17 protein-coding genes are annotated in these 12517 nt (G+C 52.4%); 9 read left to right on the top strand and 8 right to left on the bottom strand.

Annotated elements, in window-relative coordinates; all coding sequences use genetic code 11:
• Nucleotides 1–3: 3 nt before the first annotated feature.
• Together P403_RS0109705 and P403_RS0109700 are read right to left on the bottom strand one after the other, a co-directional pair.
• Nucleotides 4–387: a hypothetical protein gene (locus tag P403_RS0109705; protein WP_029332445.1), complete on the bottom strand. Its 384-nt coding sequence runs from the start codon at nucleotides 385–387 to the stop codon at nucleotides 4–6.
• A complete protein-coding gene (locus P403_RS0109700; protein ID WP_235195194.1) occupies nucleotides 384–716 on the bottom strand; it encodes a hypothetical protein in 333 nt (110 codons plus the stop codon). Before P403_RS0109700 ends, P403_RS0109705 begins: the two co-directional genes overlap by 4 nt.
• A gap of 146 nt (nucleotides 717–862) precedes the next feature.
• Here P403_RS0109700 and P403_RS0109695 point away from each other — a divergent pair, with 146 nt between their 5' ends.
• From P403_RS0109695 to P403_RS0109685, 3 genes are all read left to right on the top strand, one after another.
• The gene (locus P403_RS0109695; RefSeq protein WP_051667349.1) at nucleotides 863–1576 is read left to right on the top strand and encodes a Type 1 glutamine amidotransferase-like domain-containing protein; all 714 of its coding nucleotides are present in this window, start codon (nucleotides 863–865) and stop codon (nucleotides 1574–1576) included.
• Entirely contained in the window at nucleotides 1519–1929 is a 411-nt protein-coding gene (locus tag P403_RS0109690) for an NUDIX hydrolase (protein ID WP_029332442.1), read from the top strand. The genes P403_RS0109695 and P403_RS0109690 overlap by 58 nt, the downstream gene beginning before the upstream one ends.
• Before the next feature lie 254 nt (nucleotides 1930–2183).
• On the top strand, nucleotides 2184–3290 hold the full coding sequence (locus P403_RS0109685; RefSeq protein ID WP_029332441.1) for a DNA/RNA non-specific endonuclease: 1107 nt from the start codon (nucleotides 2184–2186) through the stop codon (nucleotides 3288–3290).
• A gap of 39 nt (nucleotides 3291–3329) precedes the next feature.
• Here the strand turns inward: P403_RS0109685 and P403_RS0109680 are convergent, their stop codons facing one another.
• Nucleotides 3330–4421 (bottom strand): GGDEF domain-containing protein, encoded by a 1092-nt coding sequence (locus P403_RS0109680; protein WP_029332440.1) that lies wholly within the window; start codon nucleotides 4419–4421, stop codon nucleotides 3330–3332.
• A gap of 167 nt (nucleotides 4422–4588) precedes the next feature.
• On the opposite strand from P403_RS0109680, the gene P403_RS0109675 reads away from it, so the two are divergent.
• Entirely contained in the window at nucleotides 4589–4768 is a 180-nt protein-coding gene (locus tag P403_RS0109675) for a hypothetical protein (protein WP_235195250.1), read from the top strand.
• Between the two features lie 66 nt (nucleotides 4769–4834).
• Here P403_RS0109675 and P403_RS16285 read toward each other — a convergent pair whose 3' ends face one another.
• Nucleotides 4835–5362: an NUMOD4 domain-containing protein gene (locus P403_RS16285; protein ID WP_051667348.1), complete on the bottom strand. Its 528-nt coding sequence runs from the start codon at nucleotides 5360–5362 to the stop codon at nucleotides 4835–4837.
• Between the two features lie 137 nt (nucleotides 5363–5499).
• On the opposite strand from P403_RS16285, the gene P403_RS0109665 reads away from it, so the two are divergent.
• Nucleotides 5500–6087: a DEAD/DEAH box helicase family protein gene (locus tag P403_RS0109665; RefSeq protein WP_029332437.1), complete on the top strand. Its 588-nt coding sequence runs from the start codon at nucleotides 5500–5502 to the stop codon at nucleotides 6085–6087.
• A gap of 15 nt (nucleotides 6088–6102) precedes the next feature.
• A complete protein-coding gene (locus tag P403_RS0109660) occupies nucleotides 6103–6399 on the top strand; it encodes a hypothetical protein (protein ID WP_029332436.1) in 297 nt (98 codons plus the stop codon).
• Between the two features lie 51 nt (nucleotides 6400–6450).
• Here P403_RS0109660 and P403_RS0109655 read toward each other — a convergent pair whose 3' ends face one another.
• Genes P403_RS0109655 through P403_RS0109645 form a run of 3 tightly spaced genes read right to left on the bottom strand, consistent with a single transcriptional unit; the run spans nucleotide 6451 to nucleotide 8871 of the window.
• Nucleotides 6451–6780 (bottom strand): hypothetical protein, encoded by a 330-nt coding sequence (locus tag P403_RS0109655; RefSeq protein WP_051667346.1) that lies wholly within the window; start codon nucleotides 6778–6780, stop codon nucleotides 6451–6453.
• Nucleotides 6781–6782: 2 nt separating this feature from the next.
• Nucleotides 6783–7826, bottom strand: a complete 1044-nt coding sequence (locus P403_RS0109650; RefSeq protein WP_029332434.1) for a DNA alkylation repair protein — start codon at nucleotides 7824–7826, stop codon at nucleotides 6783–6785.
• Nucleotides 7813–8871 (bottom strand): bifunctional transcriptional activator/DNA repair enzyme AdaA, encoded by a 1059-nt coding sequence (locus tag P403_RS0109645; protein WP_029332433.1) that lies wholly within the window; start codon nucleotides 8869–8871, stop codon nucleotides 7813–7815. The genes P403_RS0109650 and P403_RS0109645 overlap by 14 nt, the downstream gene beginning before the upstream one ends.
• Nucleotides 8872–9038: 167 nt before the next feature.
• On the opposite strand from P403_RS0109645, the gene P403_RS0109640 reads away from it, so the two are divergent.
• From P403_RS0109640 to P403_RS0109630, 3 genes are read left to right on the top strand one after another with little or no spacing between them, the layout of a single operon-like run.
• Complete coding sequence (locus tag P403_RS0109640) at nucleotides 9039–9614, top strand: class I SAM-dependent methyltransferase (RefSeq protein WP_029332432.1); 576 nt, start codon at nucleotides 9039–9041, stop codon at nucleotides 9612–9614.
• Nucleotides 9589–10278 carry a response regulator transcription factor gene (locus P403_RS0109635; protein WP_029332431.1) on the top strand — a complete coding sequence of 230 codons (690 nt, stop codon included), beginning with the start codon at nucleotides 9589–9591 and terminating at the stop codon, nucleotides 10276–10278. Before P403_RS0109640 ends, P403_RS0109635 begins: the two co-directional genes overlap by 26 nt.
• On the top strand, nucleotides 10275–11618 hold the full coding sequence (locus P403_RS0109630) for a sensor histidine kinase (RefSeq protein WP_029332430.1): 1344 nt from the start codon (nucleotides 10275–10277) through the stop codon (nucleotides 11616–11618). Before P403_RS0109635 ends, P403_RS0109630 begins: the two co-directional genes overlap by 4 nt.
• Before the next feature lie 169 nt (nucleotides 11619–11787).
• On the opposite strand, the gene P403_RS0109625 is transcribed toward P403_RS0109630, so the two are convergent.
• Nucleotides 11788–12381, bottom strand: coding sequence for a DedA family protein (locus P403_RS0109625; RefSeq protein WP_051667344.1), 594 nt, complete (start codon nucleotides 12379–12381; stop codon nucleotides 11788–11790).
• Nucleotides 12382–12517: the final 136 nt, after the last annotated feature.

Here is a 12517-nt window from a genome sequence, read left to right as displayed (position 1 = left end):
CACTCATTCAGTTATCTGCTTTTTCATCCGTCGTTTTGCTCCTCGCGACATCGCGACGACCACCGCAATCAGCTGCGGAATGAGCATCAACAGACTGACGAACAAAATCAGTTGTTCTGCTGTCAGCGGTTTAAAATACCCGTCCCAGCCGAAGTCGTTCCTCTGTCCCGCAAAATAAATTGAGACGAAATAAGACGCGAGATTTCCGGCAACTACAAAAAACAGATGACTAAAACGTTGTCCGACATAGGCGAGTGCCGTAAACATGACAAGTAACAGCACATAACCAAGTAACGTTCCCGTTTTGAAATCTTCCAATAATGCAAAATAAACGAATGGAACCGTGTACCCGATTAGGACGATCAGTCCGACCAGCCCTTTTTTCATCTCGTTTCCTCCCCGCTTTCTGTACATTGTCCATAGAGCCAGTCCCGTAGCACTTCCCATTCTTCTGGAAAGGCATTACTGCCGCGAGATTCCCCGTCGAGAATCAGCCACTCCGTCTCGTAGACTGGTTTCCAGTCGGTTACTTTCGCTTGCGTCAACCGCTGTTCAAGCACCGCTTGTTGCTTTGACGAGAGTCGCTTGATTTTAGGTTCTTCCCGCCCGTCCTCTTCGTATCGTAATTCCCCCGTCGCCCCGTTCCAGAAAAACGTCTGCCCTTGCCCCATCCCGGACTCCCGATAGCGAAATTGAATTATCTGCTTTTGGTTCATCTCCAGCTCTCCTCGCTGTGCTTTCCCTGGTATTCCCATTGTAATTCATTTTCCGTTTTCTACCTATCACAAAAAATGAACAGGTACCCTTTGCCGTACATTTCTACTACGATAAAAGAATACTTTTTTGAAAGGAGATCTTTCCCATGACCGATCAACATCTCTTCTTATTCGGCAGTGGACCGCCGTTCCCGCCAACACTCTGTGCCGCGTTTGCCGATTGTGTAGACGGACCCGGACCCGTCGCCTTACTTTATGTCCCGCGTCCCGGTTCGTCCTTCTCAAGTTACGCACCGGTTTACACGGATGCGTTAGCCGCCTGTGGGATAACCGACTTTTTCCACTTGCCGTTGTCGCCCCATCCGACTGACGGACAGCTTCAACAGTTGAGCAAAAGCACAGGCATCATCATCTCGGGTGGGGAAACGGAATGTTATCAGGACTACATCCTCAACACACTAATCGGTGCCGTCATCCAAGAACGGTACCGCTCTGGTGTCCCGGTCGCCGGTTTTTCTGCCGGTGCATTACTCGCACCGGACGAGTGCCGGATACCGGCGATTGACCAGCGGGACGGTCGGGACTTAGTCCTTGAAGGGCTCGGTCTCTTACCAGACGCTGTCCTCTCCGTCCATTTTGACGCTTGGGATGAAGCCGAGAATTTACAACAGGCATTCACTACGACCGGAAGCCTGTCCGGCTACGGTTTACCGGAACGGACAGGAATCTACCTCAAAAACAATCAACTCGTCCAACAGGAAGGTCCCCTGCCTGTTGTGCTCAAGCGAACGGAGGAACACACATGCCGACCATCGTCACCGCCGTCAAAGGCATCATCCGGTACGACAACCAAATGTTAATCGTCCAGCGCGCCGCTGCCGACTCAGGTGGCGGGACCTGGGAATGCCCGGGCGGCAAGGTTGATTTCGGGGAACACCCGGAAGCGAGTTTGCTGCGCGAAATCCGGGAAGAGACCGGTTTGACGGTCACAGTCGACCGGATTGCGTATGCTTCAAGCTTCCTGACCCACCCCGACCGCCAAGTCATCTTAGTCGTCTATTTCTGTACGGCGGAAACCGATGCTGTCAGCTTATCGGACGAACACGACGCCTATCTTTGGGCTGACGAAGCATGCGTCCGGAAACAGATTGCACCGAACATCCTGAGTGAGTTTGAGCGGCATCAGATTTTCCCGCAACTCGTCTCAATCTGAAAACACGTCACCGTGCTGTGGCGTGTTTTTTTGTTGTCTTGCCCACCAGGACAGATCGTCTTTTGCCTGAAATGCAACTCCCTTGATTGCATCACGTCACGAGGTTGACGTCGTCATTCCTTAAGTAAATTTACATATTTGTTTAATCGCACCCAAATATATATTAAGATTGTTATATATTGAAAATCAGCTTAGCGCCAGCTTTAGGGATGTTGAGAAAACAGACGGGTGTGCTTAAGTGAAAGGAGTGCGGCATGAAAAAACGAATGTACCTTGCATTACCGCTAGCGACCCTGTTACTGACGGGATGTGCGAACGATGAGGAGACGGTTTCTTCGACAGACACGAAGACGGAGGAACGTGCTCCAAAAGAAGAGACGCCGCAGACGAGCGACGTCAAAGAAGAGACAGCGGACATCGTTAAAGAAGATGCGAAACAGGAGACGCCTCCTGCAGAGCCGGTTGCGAACGAGACAACCGAAAAAAAATCAGACACGACAACGGATCAAAAAGAAACAGAAGACAAGCCCTCGGTCACGGCGTCCAGCAATGATCCGTTTGCTGGATACAAACAGATTCAAGTCGATGGCGGCGACCAGTCCGGAGACCGTCAGGCGAACGTCGTCGTCGATATCGGGTTCGGGGACCGCGAGTACTGGGCATTTACGAACAAGCATGGACAACTCGTCAAAGTCATCGCCAAAAAGATCACCTTACAAAATGATAAAACGGAAGACGTGACGTCAGCCGGTCGCTACTATCATGACGAAGCGAAGGTCCCGGGTGTCGAACACCGTGATCTTGATGAAGGACATGTCATCGCCGATTCGCTTGGCGGTGTCTCGAACGCCTACAACATCACGCCGCAGGACAGTACGCTCAATCGCCACGGCGATCAAGCCTACATGGAAGATAATATCCGTAAAGCCGGTGGTGCGACGAATTTCGAAGCGATCATCCGCTATGAAACGACGAAAACACAAATTCCTTCGAGTTATCAGTACACGTACACAATCAAAGGCAACGTCATCGTCGACAAGTTCGATAACGTCAATCCGGATGGCGTCAACGCGTCGCTCGGTCTGACCGAGAGTCCGGAAAGTAAACCGAAGGCTGAACCAAAGGCAGCGCCAAAAGCAACACCAAAAGCTGAACCGAAGGCGAAAACGCCTGCCGCTTCGACACCAAGTAAGCCGAAAGCGGAAGCGAGCGGTGACGTCTCAAGCGTCGATGCGAACGGAAACGGACAAGTCACGATTCAGGAAGCGAAGGATGCCGGTTTCAGCATGCCGATCCGGAGTGACCACTGGCTCTATCCGTACATGCGGGACAACGATCACGACGGCATGGTCGGTGAATGACAACACGAAAAAAGGCAGGCTCCGCGGAGCCGCCTTTTTTTAATTATGTGTCATATCATAACCGACGACTTTGTTGCGCCCCGTCTGTTTTGCCTGATACAGCGCCTGATCGGCTTTTTGGACGACTTCGAACGCAGTCTTGCCTTGATCAGACGATGCGACGCCCATCGAAAGCGTGACATGGAAAGCCGGATACGGTTTGAAGATGAAATGTTGATCGGCACACGCCGTCCGGATCCGTTCCCCGAGTCGCTCCGCTTCACGGTGCGAGATATCCGGCAGGACGACGACGAATTCCTCGCCGCCATACCGTGTGACGAGTCCCGTTTCCGGACAAAACGTCGCCAACAGATGACTGAGTTGCCGTAAGACGACATCTCCGCCATCATGCCCATATTCGTCATTGACCGACTTGAAGAAGTCGATATCGACGATCAGAACCGAAAAGGCATACCCGTGTTTGTCATAGTCGGCTAATGTCTCATCCAGTTTCCGTCGATTGGCAAGATTCGTCAGACTGTCCGTCAAGGCAAGCTCCTGCTGGTCTTGGACGAACTGGAAATGCTTCCGTAATTCCTGCAGGAAACGAAATGTCACATACCCGCCGAGGAGATTGAAGATGATGTAGACGAATGACATCTCAAGAAACCGAATGAACGTATCCGTCAACAAGTACAGGGCCGGTAAGCTGTAGCCAATCCCGATGCTCAGTAGGACAAGGTAGTCTTTGAACGTCTGGGCAGCAAAGCGACGGTAAATACTTGCCGTGACGAGTAAAGCAAGACAAATCAGTGTCGCGAGAATCAAACCTTGGTAGACACCGGGTGGCGTGACGAGAAAGCGAGCCCCGATGACGGCAACCGTCGTCAATGCGCCGCTGATCCAGCCGCCGTAATAATACGCCGTGACGAGCGCGACGAGTCGTAAGTCAATCTTCGCCCCGTCGTAGGAGATACTGTTTAAGACGAGCAGCGCTCCGATTATACTCGCGATCAGTCCGACGGCAAGCCTGATCCGAATTGAGGAGTGCGGTGAAATGCGTTTGATGTTACGCATCGGTAAGAAGGCGAACAGCAGGGACGTAATCAAAAGGGAAAAATTTAATAGAAACTGGTTGAACTGACTCAACATGCCGATCGACATCCCTTCAAGAAAAAAGCTTTTTCTGTCTATATCTTCTTTATCGTCTTACCTGAATCCTTTTTCTAGCCGTTTCGCAGGTTTTCCATTTTCTTAAAGGGGAATCATTATGACAGTCGCATCTGTTTAATTCGTAAAAGGGGGAACTACTTGTGGACATGAACGAAGAAAAACGAAAAAGTAAAATGCCTTTCTTCATCGGGCTCGTCATCGTCATCTTTTTAATCGTCGCCGCTGCGTTAATCATCTACGTCACATCTGAACCGAAAGAAGAAACGCAACAGCTCATCCAACTGACGGTGAGTCAAATCACGCCGTACTTACCACTTGCCGGCTAACGACACCTTACTTTTTTCCAACCAAAAGGGCAGACCGATTTTCTTCGGACTGCCCTTTCCTTCTGCCTACATGACATACCGCGCCTCTTTCTTATCGATGATATTACGGACCCGGTTTTCAGTTACCTCGTACACGAGCGCAAGCTTTCGAATCGACGCTTCACCCGCCCGGTAGCGCCGCCGGATCTCGCGAATCTGCCACGTCGACAATTCGACATGGTCCGTCAACAGCAAATCGAATTCAGCGAGCAAGGAAGCATAGGCTTGACTCGGTGAAGGCTTGACGGACAGATTATCAATCTGGTCGTTCAACCGGTCAGCGTCTGCCCGCACGAGAAGCTCCTGACAGGCAGTCGGGTCAAGAAACGCCCGGGCGACAAGTTCACCGACGTAAAACCGTTCACCGCGTCCATGCTGATACAACGTCACTTTCCGGTAACCCTCCTGATTGATGCGCGGGCGCAGGACGACACCCGTGCGCCGCTGTTTGACGCCACGGCTCGTCTCGACAATCCGGTCGAGCGAACGAACATTTCCCGACGTCGACACTTGATAACTCCCTTCATATCCTTGTACCATCTTCCAATGTTCCATATGAGCAATGACCTCCATTCGGTCCTAAAACGCCAACAGTTCTTACTCCCATTATACTACAAAGCGAACAAACGTTCTAATTCCAACGCGCTGAACGGGTGTGGTAATCTAACAAAAAAAGGAAACGGGGTCTTTTGATGAAATTTGTTTTATTGCTCGGTCCGCAGGCGGTCGGAAAGATGACGATCGGTCAGGAACTCGAACGGTTGACCGGGATGAAGTTGTTTCATAACCACCAGACAATCGATTTGCTGTTGCCCTATTTCGACTTTTCAAAGCCCGCCCATCACAGACTGAAAGACTTAATCCGCCGGGAGATGTTCAAGGAGATGGCGGTCAGTGATCTCGAAGGCGTCCTCTTCACGTTCCTCTGCCTGTTCGGGGTCGAGGGCGGAGGGATTGAGTTCATTGAGGAAACGGTCGCATTGTTTGAAGAGGCGGGTGCCGACGTCTATATCGTCGAACTCGAAGCATCCGTCGCGACTCGTCTAGCACGGAATACGACGGAAAACCGCCTCACCCATAAGTTTACGAAACGTGATCTCGCCGCTTCCGAAAACGACCTGCTCGAGACGGCAGACGGCTACCGGACGTCCTCCTTGCCAGGAGAACTGCCGTATCCGAACTACCTGCGCCTGGATACGGAAGGACGCTCTGCCGCAGAGAGTGCCGAAGCGATCTGCGCCCACTTCGGCTGGTCTGATCTCCCCGTCGGTCAAAAATAGGGAGGAGAATGCCGCTTGACGTCACAACCGAAGGAATACCGTTCACTTGTCCTGACGTTCATTCTCTTGATCGTCAGCCTCCTGTTATTTTTCGGACTGAACGGACGGACGTTCCCGAACATGAGCCTTTGGGTGCCGATCAGTCTATATTCGCTCGTCGGCGTCGGCTATGTGATCTCACTCCTGATCGCGCTCCGGTCGAAAAATACCGTCATCAAGACCTTTAGCCTGCTCGCCAATCTGATGTTGCTGCTCCCACTCGTTGTATGGGTCTCTCTTCTCTTGCTCGCGAACGGCATCTCGGAACCTTAAAAGAGGACAACGCGCGCCGCAATCCGCGGTAGGCGTTGTCCTCTTTTTCGTTTAGTGCGTCAAGGCTAACGAAAATCCGTCATCCGTTCTCTTAAATCCACTTTTCTCCCAGACAGCGGCTTCCCCGCCGCGACCCGTGACGGACGGTAACAACAGCGTCCGCGCTAAATAGGCCGTGATGACCGTCAACGCTTCGTGCAAATACCCGTCCCTGTCCGAGACATCGTCTGCCTGATAGGTCAGTTCCCGCTCCCGGTAGTAAATCGTCGCGACGGTCCGTTTACTGCGCCGTTCTTGTAAGACCCAGTCACATCCGTCCCGCGTATCGGTCGCCCGGACGAACAGGCGGGACGTCGTAAAGTCCGGATGGCGTCCGTTCATCTTCATTCCTCCCCTGTCACTTCAAACGTTGCTGTTTTGTACGCTTGCCCATTGATTAAGATCGTCACGTGATGCGTCCCCGGATAGTGGACACGTGTCGTCAAGTTGCGAAACGATTGCCTCTTCGTGAATGTCTCCCGCTCACGGACGAGCCGTTCACTGATTCGGAAGACTTTCCGACTTGTTTTTCGCTGTTTGACATAATCGATCGCATATTCAATACGAAGGACTTGCGCTTCTGTTGTCGTCAGCGCAAACGTAAACGTCAGCTCACCTCCGATCGGCAGCGACGGTGTCACCGTCAAATCATCGACCGTGACCGTCCCGCGTGTCACGAGACCAAATGCCTGCAGGACGTCCGGGTGTCCTTGTTTCAGCAACGTCCGCGAAGCATGACGTAACACCCAGTCCGTCTGCGGATTGTTTCCGAGCTGATTGAGTCGTTCGATTACAAGTTCCGGATGGGTCTTCGTGATGTCATTTAAGTGATTGGCGACACTCTTCCGGACGTACAGCGAGTGGTCCGCCGCTAACGCGTCGAGCAGCGGCAGGACGGGACGCGGATCGGCAATCAACGCCGGGATGGCCTGCCCCCATGGTAGCCGTGGTCGTGTCCCTTCCGATGCTAGGCGCCGAACGTGTTCATCGTCCGACATGCTCCAAACACGTGCCTGCTGTAAAAACCGGTCTTGATCCTCCAGCAAAAAACGGCGGACGGCGAACTCCGACGTCGAGAACGGTGTCAACCGTTCGAGCGCCAGTAACGCCCGGTCCCAGTCATCGCCCGCGTGTTCGATGTAGTCAGGAAACACGATGCCGGCGAGTCCCGTGAAGTCCGGCGCAAGCCGTTCGAGTGTCGTCGCCGCCCCATCAAATTCACTCGGCAAATACGGTCCGAGCGACGCCGAAATCCGCCGGACCCGTTGTTTGAACGCCAGTTCCTCCCAGTCGCCTTGTTTAAAATCCTGTTGCAACTGGGGCGCGTCAAACGCCCGACTCAGACGGTCGAGCCAGTCGTCTGAAAAAACATCTTTAATGAGTGCCATGTAGCATCCAGTCCTTTCGTCGTTCGGTTTCGAGTAACGTCGCTTTCCGGGCGAGCCCGCCGGCATATCCGCCTAGGTCGCCATTTGTCCGAATGACGCGGTGACACGGGATGACGAGTGCCAATTGATTGGCACCGTTCGCCCGGGCGACGGCACGGACGGCGAGTGGATTACCGATCCGGATGGCAAGTTCTTGATAGGAAATCGTCTCCCCGGATGGAATGCGCTCCAACTCGGCCCAAACGAGACGCTGGAAGGGTGTCCCGTACAGTTTGCGCGGCGTCGCGAACTGATTCAGTTTCCCCTCAAAATAGTCGGCCAGCTCCTGTTTGATTTGCTCAAAGATAATCGATTCACCCGGGACGATGACGGCACGTGCGGCAAGACGAAGCCGTTCGATTTCTCGTTCCAGCCCCCGGCGATCGACGAACTCAAGCAAATGGAGCGCTGTGTCGTCTGCAATCGCGAGCATCGGACCGAGTGGCGTATCAAGCCATTTCGCCTGCAGATAGGTCCCGTCCCAGCGTTTTGGTGTCGCACCCATGATTTTTGCGAACGCATCCCGAAAGCCGCTGCTCGATTCGTAGCCGCTCGCGAGCTGGGCCTCGATGACCGGTTTCCCGGTCCGGATCTCTTTCATCGCCAGTCCCATCCGACGGGAGCGGGCATATTCGACGAACGTCATGCCGAAGCGTTTTTTAAATTGGCGCCGTGCCGTTGACGCATCAAGTCCAAGCTCCCGGAAGTCCCCCTCCTTAAACCGTTTTTCCGGTGTCGCTTCGACTGCTGCGACAAGACGCGTGATGACGTCACTCGCACCCGGATACGACAACGGTTTACAGCGGAGACACGGGCGATACGAAGCGAGTAAGGCTTCTTTCGCCGTCTTGTAAAATTCACAATTCTCCTGTTTCGGTTTCCGGGCCGGACAGGACGGACGGCAAAAGATGCCCGTCGTCTTGACGCCGACGAAGAACCGTCCTTCATAGGTCGCATCCCGGCGGACGAGTGCCGCATAATACTCTTCTGTTTGATGGTCCTCCATACGATCGCCTCCTTCTTTTCTACAGTATACCGAGTTCTTTCGTCGCGATGTCGCCGAAAATCAGGCATGGATTTTTTAATTAAGAAATTCTTAAGAATTCTACGGCGTCTTCTGAAAGATACTGCGTCTATCATCGATGATATACTCAAGAAGAAAGTAGGTTTCCGATGTTTGATTTTTTAAAAGCGGCTGTCCATTCGCCGCAATCCATCGGGGCGATTGCCCCAAGCAGTGCCCGCTTGGCCCAGATGATGGCGCAACGTGCCGTCGCCGATCATCCTGATGTGATTCTCGAAGTCGGCGCGGGAGACGGTGCTATCACAAAAGCCTTGCTCAACGCACGGCGTCCGGAGACGACACTTTGGATTTGCGAACGTAATCCGACGCTCGGGAAAACACTCCAGGCTTTGCTTAAAGAGGAAACGAACGTCCAGCTCTTTATCGGGGACATCACGGACTTTCCACCCGCTTGGCTCGGTCGTGTCGATGTGGTCGTCAGTGGTTTGCCGTTCGCATCTTTTTCACAAAACCTTCGCGACCAGCTGTTGCAAACGTTTCATAATTTACTTCAACCGGGCGGTCATTTCATCGCCTTCCAATATACCCGCCTTCATTTTAAGACGTTCCGCCGTTACTTTTCTGAGCACAGTTATTCGTTTACGTTTCAGAATCTGCCGCCTGCCTATGTCTTTGAAGGTGTCCAAAAGGAGGAAAAACATGCCTACCATCTTAATCGTCGATGATGAAGCCGATATCCGGCAGTTGTTGCGGCTTTACCTGCAAAATGACGGCTATGAATTACTTGAAGCAAGCAATGGTGAGGAAGCACTTCAGTATGTCGAAGCACATCCGATTGACTTGATGTTACTCGATGTCATGATGCCAAAACGGGATGGCTTTTCGACGGTTCAAGCCGTCCGTCAGGCAGGACACACATTTCCCGTCTTGATGTTGACTGCCAAACAAGAAGATCTTGATAAAATTCAGGGTCTGACGTTTGGGGCAGATGATTACATCGGTAAACCGTTTAATCCACTCGAAGTGTTGGCACGGATTAAAGCCATGTTGAGACGGGTCCAGCAGTATCATCCACCGGTCGCTGCGAGCGCACTTCAAGTCGGACCGTTTACGTTGCGCGCAGACGAACGGCTTATCCTCAAGCACCATACCCCGCTCGCTTTGACGCGTCGGGAATTTGATGTGTTTGCACTTTTGTTGACGCACCCAAAACGTGTTTTTCCTGCCGAAGAACTTTATGAACGGATTTGGCAAGAAGAGGCGCTCGGTTCTGCGACTAATGCCGTGATGGTCCTGATGCATAAACTCCGTGAGAAAGTAGAGGATTCGCCCAAACAACCGCGGCACCTGCAGACGGTTTGGGGTGTCGGCTACAAGGTCGAGCCATGAGACGGTTTAAATTAACTGTTTGGATGACGATCATGCTGATTTTAGCCGCAGTGCTCAGCACGACGCTCGCCTGGCTCATCGCCAGTCAGATTCCGCTCGGAGCGAAAACTGTCCCCCGCTACTACTATCCGACCGAACAGGATATCGCCCAGCGCGTCGGACAAGACATTAAACGTTATGAATCCGGTGCACAACCGACCGGCGACTATGAGTGGGCGATTTATCGCGCAGATGGACGGCTACTCACAGCATCGCCTGACTTTCCGCAGTCGATGACACCGAGCCGTCTCTTAGACGTACAAACGTTGACGGAACGGGAACCGGGCGACCGCCCGGAGGTCCGGACACTCCATTACATGACGGCCGTCGACGTCGGCGACGAGACACCGGGTTATTTTCTTTCCCTTGAAACGGTCAAACCGCGACTCAATGAGTATCAAGTCGGAAATCCAGTGATGTTTTTTGTGGTCCAGTTGATCTTATTCATCGTGTTCATCCTTTTGCTGACACGTTGGATTGCCCATTTGTTCAAACAACTCGAACTCCGTCTAAAACGACTGACGACGACAGTCCCGGAAACCGCCCCTGAACCGCTGGCCGGTCCCCGTGAATTCAGGGCTTTCGCCCAGTCGATTGACACGGTCGGTGACGAATTAATGCTCCTTCGAAAACGGGAGCAGGAACGGTTCACGCAACAAATCCATTTAATCACGAGCCTCTCGCACGACTTACGGACACCACTCACGTCAATCCAAGGATTCATCCAGTGGCTGTCGGAACACAATCAGACGTTGTCTGATTCCGAACGGGCAGAATTTTTATCGATCGTGAGCCGTCAATCGGAAACGCTCGCAGCACGGATTGACGAGCTATTCGCATTAGCCAAGCTCTCAAACAAAGAATACCCGGTCCATCTCGAACCGGTTGACTTCGTGACCTTGCTCCACCAGGTCGCGAGCCAACATCCGGATACATCTTACCGTTACGAGGGACCGGAACAACTCGTATTACAGGTCGATCCTCAACTGATCGTCCGATTGATCGAAAATTTGATCCGTAATGCAGAACTGCATGGAACCGGACAACTGCTGTTTCACATCGTCCGCCAGCCGGACCATATGTTGTTTTCCTGCTCCAATGCGATTGACCACGCGTTGACGACGGACCAGTTAGAGGCGTTCGAAACACCCTTCGTCAACTCAGACGTGTCCCGCTCGAACGGCGGCTCAGGAATCGGACTGTCGATTGTAAAACAAATCGTCGCCCGCCATTCCGGCACGTTCCGTCTTGATTCGCAGGACGGTCGCTTCATCGTCACACTCCAGTTCCCGATTCATTAAAATGAGGATACCGGAGTTCACTTTTACACAGACAGAAGCGCGCCATGCACCAGATGCTGTCCTGTCAGAAACAAACAAAACCCGCCTTCCTGTCCGCACAGGGAAGCGGGTTTTCTTGATCGCCTGAGTAAAGCATGCGCGTGACTCCTTTTAGATTCAGTCCTGCAGTTCATCTAGTATGCGGTGTCCCAGTCACTTGCATCGTCAGGGAACGTCCCCGCTTTTGTTGCCAAACGAGAAAACCGAGAACCGCAATACCCCCAATTACACCAAGCCCGAGAAGCATCGGATTCTCCGTTACGCGATTCATAACAAACGACCACGTCACTACTTTCCCGATCCGGACGATGAGAAACGTCCAAACGCCTGTATACACGCCAGCCGCCACAACATTAATCGCGACATAACGGCCAAGCGGATAGTTCAGTAATCCTGCGACGTAATGAATCGGATGCCGGACACCCGGTAAAAAGAACGATAGTCCGATCGCCCATCCCCCACGTCGCTCCAAAATCGTTTCGGCTTGAGCGAGGAAACGCGACTTCATGATTTTTTTCACGAACGGAACTTCCCGGAAAAATCGGGCGATCAGGTAAAACCACGTAAAGGCGATCACGAATACCGGCCAGGTCATCAACCATATCTTCAGAGGATGCGTTCCTTCTATCACCCCGAGTAGCGTGTGTCCCATCATCAATACGTCATCCGATAACGGAGTAAACATGATGCCACCCGCTAACCGAACAAAAGCCATCCAATCCATTTTCACGTCACATCCTTTTCATTTTCATCTGATAAGAATAGTATCCGTGATGTTTCTGCACTCCATCGCATGATGTTTCTTAAGCAATTCTTAACTCCGGTTGTTACTGCTTCGACACTCCTTACGAATTGGAATT

The organism is Exiguobacterium oxidotolerans JCM 12280 (assembly GCF_000702625.1).
Taxonomy (GTDB): Bacteria; Bacillota; Bacilli; order Exiguobacteriales; family Exiguobacteriaceae; genus Exiguobacterium_A; species Exiguobacterium_A oxidotolerans.
This window is presented reverse-complemented; position numbering and strand designations above follow the sequence as displayed.

Bases quoted from the DNA above. Each gene is read 5' to 3' on its own strand.
- P403_RS0109705 (WP_029332445.1), bottom strand. From the start codon at position 387: ATGAAAAAAGGGCTGGTCGGACTGATCGTCCTAATCGGGTACACGGTT.
- P403_RS0109700 (WP_235195194.1), bottom strand. From the start codon at position 716: ATGAACCAAAAGCAGATAATTCAATTTCGCTATCGGGAGTCCGGGATG.
- P403_RS0109695 (WP_051667349.1), top strand. From the start codon at position 863: ATGACCGATCAACATCTCTTCTTATTCGGCAGTGGACCGCCGTTCCCG.
- P403_RS0109690 (WP_029332442.1), top strand. From the start codon at position 1,519: ATGCCGACCATCGTCACCGCCGTCAAAGGCATCATCCGGTACGACAAC.
- P403_RS0109685 (WP_029332441.1), top strand. From the start codon at position 2,184: ATGAAAAAACGAATGTACCTTGCATTACCGCTAGCGACCCTGTTACTG.
- P403_RS0109680 (WP_029332440.1), bottom strand. From the start codon at position 4,421: ATGTTGAGTCAGTTCAACCAGTTTCTATTAAATTTTTCCCTTTTGATT.
- P403_RS0109675 (WP_235195250.1), top strand. From the start codon at position 4,589: ATGAACGAAGAAAAACGAAAAAGTAAAATGCCTTTCTTCATCGGGCTC.
- P403_RS16285 (WP_051667348.1), bottom strand. From the start codon at position 5,362: ATGGAACATTGGAAGATGGTACAAGGATATGAAGGGAGTTATCAAGTG.
- P403_RS0109665 (WP_029332437.1), top strand. From the start codon at position 5,500: ATGAAATTTGTTTTATTGCTCGGTCCGCAGGCGGTCGGAAAGATGACG.
- P403_RS0109655 (WP_051667346.1), bottom strand. From the start codon at position 6,780: ATGAACGGACGCCATCCGGACTTTACGACGTCCCGCCTGTTCGTCCGG.
- P403_RS0109650 (WP_029332434.1), bottom strand. From the start codon at position 7,826: ATGGCACTCATTAAAGATGTTTTTTCAGACGACTGGCTCGACCGTCTG.
- P403_RS0109645 (WP_029332433.1), bottom strand. From the start codon at position 8,871: ATGGAGGACCATCAAACAGAAGAGTATTATGCGGCACTCGTCCGCCGG.
- P403_RS0109640 (WP_029332432.1), top strand. From the start codon at position 9,039: ATGTTTGATTTTTTAAAAGCGGCTGTCCATTCGCCGCAATCCATCGGG.
- P403_RS0109635 (WP_029332431.1), top strand. From the start codon at position 9,589: ATGCCTACCATCTTAATCGTCGATGATGAAGCCGATATCCGGCAGTTG.
- P403_RS0109630 (WP_029332430.1), top strand. From the start codon at position 10,275: ATGAGACGGTTTAAATTAACTGTTTGGATGACGATCATGCTGATTTTA.
- P403_RS0109625 (WP_051667344.1), bottom strand. From the start codon at position 12,381: ATGGATTGGATGGCTTTTGTTCGGTTAGCGGGTGGCATCATGTTTACT.